Raw genomic sequence first — 11548 nt, forward strand, 5'->3', positions numbered from 1 at the left:
CTTTAAACAACGCTTAAGGTAATGCTTTTTTTAAAGGTTTCGAAACTAACGGGTTTAGAGAAGAGGTAGCCTTGTCCATACTCGCAACCCAATTTCTTTAACGCTAGCTTCTGCTCAACTGTTTCAATTCCTTCGGCCACAATCTTTAACCCTAAAGTATGACCAAGAGAGATAATGGCTTTAACTATTTCATAATCATGTTGATTTTCTAGCATATCTTTCACAAAGGACATGTCGACTTTGAGAAAGTCCACTTCAAAGGTTTTTAAATAGGATAGACTAGAATATCCCGTTCCGAAATCATCTACAGAGACTTTAACACCTAACTCTTTTAGCTTCGCAATACAACTTTTTGCTTTTTCAACATCCACCATTAAGGCCGTTTCAGTTATTTCAATTTCTAATAACTCAGCTGGAATGGCATATTGAATCAAAGCAATTTTAATTTCGTCAATGAGCTTGTTAGAACAGAGCTGTTCTGCTGATACGTTAATTGAAACAGGTACAGCCATATCCATGATCATGAGATCTCTTAATGCACGGCATGCTTGCAGCAACACTTGCCGCCCTAGCTCTAAAATCAAACCAGAGTCTTCGGCAATCGGAATAAATTGATTGGGAGGTATTAAGCCACCATCAGCACTAGGTAAACGTACCAAGGCTTCCGCCCCGACAAGTATAGAGCTATCTAGAGTATATTTTGGCTGAAACAATACTTGTGTCGAATTTTTAATCAAAGCATCTCTTAGGTTTTGCTCTATTTCATGACGTTTTAATAAGTCTTTTTCCAGATCCAATGAGAAAACTCTCACTTGATTTCGGCCTTCTTGCTTTGCTCTATACATAGCAACATCAGCATGACGCATTAGCTCCTCAGGCTCTTTAGCGTCATCCCCAAGTATACTGACTCCAATGCAAGCGGAAGCTTTATATACCTGCCCATCAAGATTAAAGGGCTGATGGAAGCAATGCGCAATTTCCTTAAGTTTTACTTCCAATTGTTGGTCGAGATCTATGGCAGACATCAAAAAAACAAACTCATCTCCATTGAGTCTAGCTAATAAATCATTGACACTCTCTAGGTGTTTGATCCGCTCGGCAATTTGCCTAATCAGTTCATCTCCTGTTTGGTGCCCTAAAGACTCATTAATAAACTTAAAGTGGTCAACATTTATTAAAACTACGGCCGCTTTCTCGACACTGTCATCGTTACTGATCTCCACCAGCTTATCTTGTAACTGAAAACGATTAGCCAAGCCTGTTAAAGGGTCATGATTAACAATATGGCTCATTTTTGCCGCCATACTCAGAGCTTCACTCTCGTCATGAAACACCATAATGGCACCGATCAACTCGCCTTGACTGTCACGAATGGGCGCGGCGGAATCCCGCACGGCATAAGACTTACCAGAATGTGAAACAAGCTCACTATTAAGAGCCATGGCAACCGTTCGTTGCTCTTTCAAGGCAAAATACAAAGGATTTTTAAGTGGGCCCTTTGTCACACTATCTTGCAACATCATGACTTTATCGACCGGCCAGCCTATCACTTCTAATAGGTGCTTCCCCGTTAACCTTTCAGCTATAGCATTCATAAAGGTTACGCGCCCACGTAGATCCGTTGCTACCACGGCATCACCAATGGAATCTAAAGTGACACGTAACCTTTCTTTTTCTAAGAATAATGCTTCTTTAGCTTTATGTTCTTCGGTCACATCTAGAATAGTGACTAGTTGGCTATCTTCTTGGTGCGTGAACCCTGCGACACTCTGATGGACTTGGTAGTATTTATCACCAATATCCCCCCTTACTTTCACAATGTATTTCTCTTCTTGCCTGAGAAAACCACGACTTTTAATTTCTAAACTTAATATTTTGGGCAAAACATCCTCTATAGACGAGTTGCTAGATATTACAGTGGGAAACCAGCTACCTTCATCATTTGAGTAAAGGCACTTCCAGTTTATGTCCCAATAAGAAATGTATGCAGGTACTTGTTTTACTAACCCTTCAAGCTGCTCTTGCGCTTGCCGTATTTGCCTATTTTGCGTTTGTAAAGTAAGTTGATTTTGCACTCGCAAGCGACATACAGAGCGATTAAAAGGCTTAGATATAAAATCTGCAGCCCCTACCCTGAATGCTAACGTCTCGATATCATGCTCTTCATGACTAGTAATAAAGATAATAGGAATAGACTGGGTGCTGTCATCTTTTTTTAAACGCTTGCAAAGCTCTAGCCCTGTCATTCCTGGCATCTCTATGTCTAACAAAATGACATCAGGCGACACCTGAGGAATAATTTTTAGCGCATCTTCTGCGGAAGTCGAAAAAAAGGTATCTGCCATTCCCTTTAAAATGTCTTTCAATAGAAGCACATGCGACAAGCTATCATCTACAATCAACACTTTGAGCTTACTTACAGGGCTATTTGATAAAAGCACTTTCTCTCTCCGACAGGCAGAAAAACAACATCCTTATTCATCCACATTATAAAGAAGGTAAAAGGATACACAATAGATTATAACAAGTGTTAACTAATTGTTTATGTTTACTTTAAGTAAGATAGACTATACTCAATTTCAGTGTAAGAGTTTATTGAACCAATGCATGGACTGCGAAATTACAACGCTTAGCTAACTGACTTTTAATAGGAGAAAAAAATGAAGAAGCACTCTACTTGGCAGTATTGGTTGCCATCTGCTGTTTTTATCTTAGGGTTAGCTATCGCACTATATTCCGAAGAATCCAGTACTAATAGAAACTCTCAATTGATTGAGAGCGCAGTTAACGAAAGTCTTACAGAAGTTACCTCCAACGTCCTTAGTAGCCTTAGCACTTATGAGTATGGTTTAAGAAGTCTAAAAGCAGCAATTGACGCAATTGGCTTTAACGACTTCACCTACCAAAAACAATTGGCCTATTTTGAAAGCCGAGACTATAAACAAGAGTTCCCTGGCGCTCGCGGGATAGGCTTAATAAAAAAAGTAGACGAACAAAATTTAGCCAACTTTGTTGAACAAGCACAACTGGATAGAAATGGCAATTTCAGCATAAAGCAGCTCGATTCACCTAAAAATCCGTTATTCGTAATTCAATATATAGAACCTGTAGTTGATAATATTCAGGCCGTAGGCCTCGACATTGGCTCAGAATATCACCGTAGACATGCGGCTTTAATAAGTGCCTCAACCCAATCAACTCAATTAACTGGCCCCATCACTTTAGTTCAAGCAAATCAGAAGACCTCTCACGGTTTTTTATTGCTTCACCCTGTCTACAAACAGGAGTCTTCAGTTTCAGCTAATACATTACTAGGCTGGACCTATGCTCCTCTCCTCATTGACGAAATACTCGACTCCGTACTGGCCTCAAACACATTTTTTAACTTTAATATATCTGATGTCACCACAAACACCCCTATCCACTTTTACAACACCCAGCACTCAAGTAGCACTTTAGCCAACGATTATAATTCTTCTCTAACAACCGATGTTTTTGGCCGCTTATGGTCTATACAAATTAGTCCAACACAAAGCTTTATAGAGAGCTTATCACTTGAAGACTCTCAGTTTCTTTTTTGGCAAATCACTGTTGCAAGCTTCCTAGTTTCATTGTTAATTTTTTTTATTGCTCATATTTTGAGTCAGCGTTTAGTTGAAATGCGTCAGAAATTGGCATTCTCTGCGGTCGTTGAGAACGCCTCGGATTGTATTATTGGGGTCGATGATAATTTCTCGATTTCTCATTGGAACAGTGCAGCGGATAGATTATTTAACTTTTCTAACACTAATGCTTATAACAAGCCTTTAGCAAATTGGCTATCGGCCAGTATTTCGACTGACAAACTCATAAATCTTTTTAAACAAGTGGCCAATGGCAGTGGGCTACGTAGTTACAACATCACATACCAATCAGACGCTTACGAAGAAGAGCGGTATTTAAACCTAAATATATCCCCTCTCTTTGACCATGGTAAGTTTAGTGGTGCAACTGTTAGCTTTAATGATGTTTCAGAAATATCGGGGTTACAGAAACAACTGATCAAGGCAAACCACGACCTTGAAAAAAGAGTGTCTGAAACAACTGAAGAAATACAACGTCAACTAATGCTTCAAAGTAGTATTTTAAACAGTACCTACTCCGCCATTATTGCCTGTGATGCAAAAGGGAAAATCACCTTATTTAACAAAATGGCAACTACTCTTCTTGGTTATACCGCACACCAAGCAACAGATGAACGCAACATTGCCTCGCTCATTAACAAAAACAGTTTACGCGTCACCATTGACTCTGATGTTTTGCCTGATAATTTTTATGAAGAGATCAGAAAAGAATCGAAAGTTTCGAATTATGCAGCCATTAACTGTGAGCTTTTAAGTAAACAACAAGATGCCATAGAAGTTAACTTGGTTGTTTCTCCAATTTGGTCGGGATCTGATATAGAAGGCTACGTATTTATTGCTAATGATTTAACTGAAAAACAGTCGATGCAAAGACAGTTAAGCTTAGCCGATTCCGCTATCAGCAATTCGCAAGACATTCTACTATGGGTTGCCCCTGACGGTACTGTTTTCAACCACAACCCTTTTGCTAGCACTGCTCTGGAAAGAAAACCATTCGATCTTAAGCGAACTAAAATTCAAGATATTCTAACACCTAAGTCTAACGAACCTTGGGAAGGTATTGTCGATACTATTTTCTCTGAGGGTAGACTCACTTTTGAAGCAGACTTTATTACTTTATCCAAAACCAAAATCCCTACTCTAATCTCTGGCTGTGTCATTATGGTAGGTAAAATCCAATATATATATCTAGCTGCAAAAAACATCACTCAACGGCTAGAAGCGGAAAAACGTATTGAAGATGCACTTATTAAAGCAGACTCAGCCAATAACGCAAAAACCGAATTTATTGCTAATATGAGCCATGAGTTAAGAACACCTTTAAATGCAGTAAATGGCTATTTACAACTGCTTGAACTTACCAACATCGATGAAATTCAAAGGAAGTATATTCTTGATGGCATGCTCTCGGTGACAACCTTAACTCAAATCATTAATGATATTTTAGACATAACGTATTTAGAAAAAGACACGCTTAAACTGGAAAAAGAGGACTTTGAGCTAGACGCCATACTCAGTGAAGTCGGCGCACAATTGTACTCCATGGTTCACTCAAAACCTGTAGAAATTCACCTAAGTGTCGCTCATGATGTCCCTTACGCTTTATATGGCGATCAACATAAGCTTAAAAGAATTCTCATTAATATTGCTGGTAATGCTGTTAAATTCACTAATGAAGGCGAGGTCATCATTCAGCTTTCAATGAAACAACTAAGTGACTCCAATTTAAAACTGCATTTCTCAGTCAAAGATACCGGAATTGGTATTTCTAATAAACAACTATCATCCATCTTTGATATGTTCACGCAAGTTGATAACAACGCAGCACGACACTATGGCGGTATAGGCCTTGGACTAACTATTTCAAGTCAGTACATCAGATTAATGGAAGGAGACATACACGCCAAAAGTGAAATTGGTGTAGGTTCTGAGTTTTCATTTGATGTTCAGCTTGAGCAATCAGCTAAAATACAGCAAAAAAGCTTAGAACAAACCTTTGATAGACCCATAAATGTACTCCTAGTAGATGACAATGCTACCAGCCTACAGATCCTTGGAGAAACCATAGAGCAACTCGGCTGGAACATTACAGCGACCACAGACCCAGTTGATGCCGTTCGAATATTCCAAGACGCACTACAAAGTAATTATGAGTTTGACCTAGCGCTAATCGACTGGAAGATGCCAGGTAAAGACGGCTGGGAGCTTGCAGAGAACATTAGAGAAATTGCTCCAGATAACAAGCTGCCCTTACTAATAATGGTAACAGCCCATAGTAGTGCTTCACTTACCGAACAGTACTCTCGATATCCAAATTTGTTAAATGGCTTCTTAACTAAGCCCGTCACTCGCACGCAGATGGTCAATGCCTTTTTGGAGGCGGTCACTGCGGCCAACTACTCATTAAACCTAGCTTCAAATCAAGAAGATAACCAAAGCTTATTCAATAAGCGCATTCTAGTCGTAGAAGACAACCCCACAAACCAGCATATCGTGCAAGGCCTTTTAGAAAGCCAAGGAGCCAGTACAACAATTGCCCCAAGTGGTATTGAAGCATTAAACCAATTGGAAAATAGCTTACTGCCTTTTGATGTGGTACTTATGGACATTCAAATGCCCGGAATGGACGGCTACCAGACAACTCAGAGAATTAAATCAAATGCAAAATTCACCCAATTACCAATCATAGCAATGACAGCCAATGTAATTGCGTCCGAAAAGGAAAGATGCTTTGATGTCGGAATGGTAGGACACGTTAGCAAACCTTTCAATCTAACGGATGTCGTTCAACAAATTCTGACCGCTTCCAATAACTCTGGCAGTAATTCAGTGCCTCAACTAGAACACAAAGATCTACCCCATAACATTGAAACAGAAGCGTTAAGCTTTTGTGAAAAGCATAATATTGACCTACTTGACGCTATGGAAAGGTTCAATTTTATGAGTCATATTTATTTAAGATCATTAGAGCTCTTTAAAGCAGACTTAATAGAAAGTGCTAATACGCTATCGAATAAAAACATAGAAGTTGAAGAGCTTAAAATGTTACTGCATACTCTAAAAAGTACTTCTGGATCTCTTGGGTTTAGCAAGCTATCTAAGAGCAGCAAGAACCTTGAGAAAAACATCTCTGACTTATCAAGCATTACACCATTTAGCCAAGACATTTCAGACCTCAAAAAACTATTAGAAACTTCATTTGAACAAGTCGAACGACTTGAAAGATTACTGTCAGATGAAAGCATTAATACACAGGCAGTAGTTGCATTAGATCGAACAGATTTTAACGAGCGCTACCAAAATTTAAAAACTGAGGTTAGTAGTTTTAATATGCACGCTCTTGATACATTCCAAGAGATTGCTTTAACACTTAAATCACTCTCCCCTGAGCTAACTGAAGATCTGATAAAGGCGCTTAATACGCTGAAGTTTAAGGATGCAGAAGCCATAATGACATCACTGGACGAACTCATCGACGAGGAGCAAACATGAACACCCACCCTATGACAGAGTCCACTGAAATTGACTTAAGCTCTGCTAAGATATTAGTCGTTGATGATAAGCCCATAAATATTCAGACTATTTATAACGTGCTTTCTCATTCCTACACCATTTTAGCGGCCACATCTGGACAAGAAGCCCTTTCCATATGCCTAGACGCTAAACCGGACTTAATCTTGCTTGATGTTCTCATGCCCAACATGTCTGGGTTGGAATTATGTACTGAGTTAAAGAGTCTTCCTGAAACAAATGACATTCCAGTTATATTCGTCACATCTTTTAACCAACAAGAAGAGGAAGACGAATGCTGGAAAAGTGGCGGAATAGATTTTATTACTAAACCAGTAAGCCCTATGACACTTCAAAATAGAGTAAAAGCACACCTCACTCTTAAATTCCAAAAAGACATGCTACAAAAGTTAGTCTTTGTTGATGGATTAACCGGGGCTTATAATAGGCGCTATTTTGACGAACATTACGATAAACTAAAAAGTGAAGCCCTTAGAACAAAACATGAGGCGTCCATTCTAATGATAGACATTGATGAGTTTAAACTTTTCAATGATAACTATGGCCATATTCAAGGAGACAACGCATTAAAAGCTGTCGCCAAGATCACTAAAAACGCTTTAATGCGCCCAACCGATTTTGTATGTCGATATGGTGGAGAAGAGTTTATTGTCGTTCTTCCTGATACTGACCTAAAAGGCGCAGTTGAAGTTGCTGAACGAATTCGGGCCTCTATTCAAGCAATGGGAATTGAAAACTCTTTGGCTAAACACCAAGTCATAACTGTTAGCATTGGTATCGCCACTTTGATTAACAGTCTTGAAAACGGGCTCAATCCGACCCAGACTGCAGACGAAAACCTGTACTCGGCTAAACAAAGAGGTCGAAACAATGTATATGTAAATGATTAGCCCTCATTTCAAACTTCAATCTACTCTGAATGGGAAATAGTCTAATCAAACCTAAATTAGCACAAAATATGCACATAAACCGTGGCATTTCTGCCATGGTTTACTTTGAAAACGCTCCCTTAAATACCAAAGCCTCTTCTAACGCCATCGGCTTAGCAAAAAGATAGCCTTGCAAATAATCACAACCTAAATTAATCAAGCAGTTCGCTTGCTGTTCTGTTTCAACACCCTCAGCGATGACAGAAATACCTAAAGAGTGCGCCATAGAAATAATCGCCTCACAAAGAGTAGCTGAAGATGAACCTTCAGAAAGCCCTCGTACAAAACCTTGATCAATTTTTAAATAATCAATATCGTAATTCATTATATAAGCCAAAGACGAATAGCCCGTTCCAAAGTCGTCTAAGGCAACTTGAATGCCCTGCTCCCTAAAAGCGAGTAAAGTGAGGCGAGTTTCTTCGTTAAGGTTCATCAATGAATTTTCGGTTATTTCAACAACAAGACCACTACTCTCTCTCGAATCATTCGTACTCTTTAATAAACCCGTCAGATCAGGACAACCTGGCCTTCCTTGCCTTGCCAGTTGAATAGGAGATACATTGACTGATATTTGAATATCAGACCCATAACTCTCTCGGAAGGCTTTTAAATCACGCTGAGCTGTTTGTATTACCCAGTATCCAATATCAACTATATGGCCAGACTCTTCAGCGATTGGAATGAACAAGTCAGGAGAGATGACCCCCTTATTACTTCGATTCCAACGGATTAAAGCCTCAAATTTAACGACCCCCCCATTTGTATTCAAGATGGGTTGATAAACCAGAAAAAAGTCTTGTTCAAAAATTGCTTTATCTAACGCTTTTATTAGCTCAACTCTATCAAGTAGAGCCTGTTTTAAATGTTTGTTAAAACGGCTGATTGAATTTTTACCCATTTTTTTTGCATGATATAATGCCTGATCAACAGCGCTCACCAGTGTTTTTGCATTATCCCCATCTTTTGGATAAACGGCAGCTCCGAGACTTGCATTTAAATATATTTCTTGGTGATTCACGACTATTGGCTTTCTTACATTTTTCAGAATGTCATCGCAAATACGAGTTAGCTTATTGTCATCGCAAAAAGAGCCTTCAAGAATAAATAAAAACTCGTCCCCTCCTGGCCGGCAAGTTACCGAAGCAAAGTCGCAACTTTTAACCAAGCGCTCAGCTAGCTTCTGCAATATTTTATCACCAAGCTCATGACCGCGTGTTTCATTAATTTCTTTAAATTCATCTAAATCTACTAAAAGAACAGCCACTTTCTGACCTAAAGGGCCTGCCACCTCCAATAGCTCTTCTAACTTTTGATTAAACGCATAACGGTTACATACCCCCGTTAAAGCATCTGTTTGAGCTTGGCGGATGAGTAGTTTTTCTGCATCTAGCTTACGAGCAGTCATGTCTATAAATTGAGTTTGCAGTGTGTCCATCTCCAATACCCCTGTACTCTTGGAGAATGCAACGTCTTCATTCCTCTCAATTTTATAGATTAGTTGGGTTAGTTTATTTATAGGTTTAGCAATTGCATTTAAGAAAAACAGTCTAAACAAAGACAGCACTATAAGAATAAAAACAAAGAACATAATCACGATACTGGTATATTTAATATTCACTTGAGTTAAACGTTGATCAACCCCAATACCGGTAAGAAAAACCAGCTGCCGATTACCCTCTAGATCATGGACACTGTGCTCACTGTACACTCGACCCACACCATACTCATCTTCAGTAATTTGGTTCAATACATCTGGTAATTCAAGAGCTTGCGTGGAAGGAAAGCTCGCCATTATGTTTCGGTTGGCATCTAGAACATAAGCCACACTGTCACTAGGTAGATTAAAATCAATTAAGAAATCTCCCCACCAATCTAATGACATAACAACAACAGCTGCTCCAACCACTTTCTCATCGTGATGTACCGGGTAAGCGAAATTTATAGTCGGTTTTTGCATCACCTGATCTATTTGAACACCACTGGAAGTAAATTTTTCCAACGCTATTGCTTCTTGAATGTATTGCCTGTGGCTTACATCTATTGACTTGTTAAGCTTAGTTCCATTACAAGTCAGTATGCCTTTATCATTAGGCACTCCTATATTGATATAGTGATCGTCCAAGTGAACGATTTGTTCGATAAAAGACTGGCATAATTCAGAATTTGGATCTTTTAGTTGTTCAACATTTACAAGGGATTTTAAAAATGACTGCGTGGCTTTGATTTGATTATTTTGACTGTGGGCGGCCTGTTTTGAAATGCGCTCAGCTGATTGCAGCAGCTCGTCCACGACAATAGAGCGACTATAATTAAAGCTTAAATATATAAATAAAAAGCAAGGAGCAATAATTAAAAAAGAAAGCAGATACAAGCGGCCTTTTAGTGTATTCAACTCTCATCCTCCTTGGAGTCACCTGCTTCATAAAAATATCAAGGACCATCACTTCATATTATCAAGGTTTAGGCGAACATGTGTAACTTTATGAATCAAAAAAAAACATCTGTAATCATAAAGTTACACTTCATTTAAAGGAAGTACTTATATTTCAGCGAACATGACTTATCTAATGGATCAAACTTCAAATTACACATCTGACTCCAGTTCCTTTAATTCCGCAATAACCTTGGGGGTTCTTATGCAAATACTGCTGATGATCCCCCTCAGCGAAATAGTACTTTTTTAACATTTCCACTTCGGTAGTGATCATGCCATAACCTGAAGCAAGTAAACTTTTCTGAAAAGCAGCTACAGATTCTTCAGCTACCTTAAGATCTGTTTCGTTATGCGCATAGATCACTGAGCGATACTGGCTACCAATATCATTCCCTTGCCGCATACCTTGAGTCGGGTCATGGTTTTCCCAGAACACAGCCAGTACTTCTTGTAAGCTTAGGATATTCGTATCATAAACCACCCTTACAACTTCCGAATGCCCTGTTTGCCCCGTGCAAACCTCTTCATAAGTAGGGTTGGGGGTATACCCCCCCGCATACCCTACTGAAGTAAGGGTGACACCATTGGCTTGCCAGAACTTCCTTTCTGCTCCCCAGAAACAACCTAAACCTAGAATAATCTCAGCCTCATTTGACTTAAGCTCTCTCTTTAGCTCTTCTTTATTCACCGCATGTGTCAACGCAGTTTCTATCTCGGTTGCTCTACCTTCCAAGGCAAGCTCAGGAGTAGGAATAGTAGATTTTTTTAATAGGCCTTCAATGGTACTGCTCATGATGTTCTCCAATACAGCAAACTAATACATAAATACCGTTTTTATTACAGCCATTATGGCGCTTTCCACCTTTACTTGCACCTCGAACGATTAAAAGTAATTAAATCGATGTTTTTTCTTGACTCTGCAAACCATCTATCTATAATACGCACCTCGTTGACGCGGGATGGAGCAGTCTGGTAGCTCGTCGGGCTCATAACCCGAAGGTCGTTGGTTCGAATCCGGCTCCCGCAACCAA

General features: G+C 39.3%; 5 protein-coding genes and 1 tRNA gene. 3 read left to right on the plus strand and 3 right to left on the minus strand.

Annotated features, from left to right (window positions below):
* Positions 1-2: 2 nt before the first annotated feature.
* Entirely contained in the window at positions 3-2441 is a 2439-nt protein-coding gene (locus tag ACYVGZ_RS01595) for a two-component system response regulator (RefSeq protein WP_460750229.1), read from the minus strand.
* A 219-nt stretch (positions 2442-2660) separates the two neighbouring features.
* Between ACYVGZ_RS01595 and ACYVGZ_RS01600 the strand changes: the two genes are divergently transcribed.
* Positions 2661-7115: a response regulator gene (locus ACYVGZ_RS01600; RefSeq protein ID WP_460750232.1), complete on the plus strand. Its 4455-nt coding sequence runs from the start codon at positions 2661-2663 to the stop codon at positions 7113-7115.
* Positions 7112-8044 (plus strand): diguanylate cyclase, encoded by a 933-nt coding sequence (locus tag ACYVGZ_RS01605; RefSeq protein ID WP_460750235.1) that lies wholly within the window; start codon positions 7112-7114, stop codon positions 8042-8044. Before ACYVGZ_RS01600 ends, ACYVGZ_RS01605 begins: the two co-directional genes overlap by 4 nt.
* 100 nt (positions 8045-8144) lie before the next feature.
* Here ACYVGZ_RS01605 and ACYVGZ_RS01610 read toward each other — a convergent pair whose 3' ends face one another.
* Together ACYVGZ_RS01610 and msrA are read right to left on the minus strand one after the other, a co-directional pair.
* Positions 8145-10475, minus strand: coding sequence for a bifunctional diguanylate cyclase/phosphodiesterase (locus ACYVGZ_RS01610; RefSeq protein WP_460750238.1), 2331 nt, complete (start codon positions 10473-10475; stop codon positions 8145-8147).
* A 187-nt stretch (positions 10476-10662) separates the two neighbouring features.
* Complete coding sequence (gene msrA / locus ACYVGZ_RS01615) at positions 10663-11310, minus strand: peptide-methionine (S)-S-oxide reductase MsrA (protein WP_460750240.1); 648 nt, start codon at positions 11308-11310, stop codon at positions 10663-10665.
* Positions 11311-11470: 160 nt separating this feature from the next.
* Between msrA and ACYVGZ_RS01620 the strand changes: the two genes are divergently transcribed.
* Positions 11471-11547 (plus strand) — tRNA-Met (locus ACYVGZ_RS01620).
* Position 11548 lies beyond the last annotated feature (1 nt).

Source organism: Marinomonas epiphytica (assembly GCF_054780655.1).

What these genes read in the sequence shown, in the direction of transcription:
- ACYVGZ_RS01600 (WP_460750232.1), top strand. Translation starts at nt 2,661, where the DNA reads ATGAAGAAGCACTCTACTTGGCAGTATTGGTTGCCATCTGCTGTTTTT.
- ACYVGZ_RS01605 (WP_460750235.1), top strand. Translation starts at nt 7,112, where the DNA reads ATGAACACCCACCCTATGACAGAGTCCACTGAAATTGACTTAAGCTCT.
- msrA (WP_460750240.1), bottom strand. Translation starts at nt 11,310, where the DNA reads ATGAGCAGTACCATTGAAGGCCTATTAAAAAAATCTACTATTCCTACT.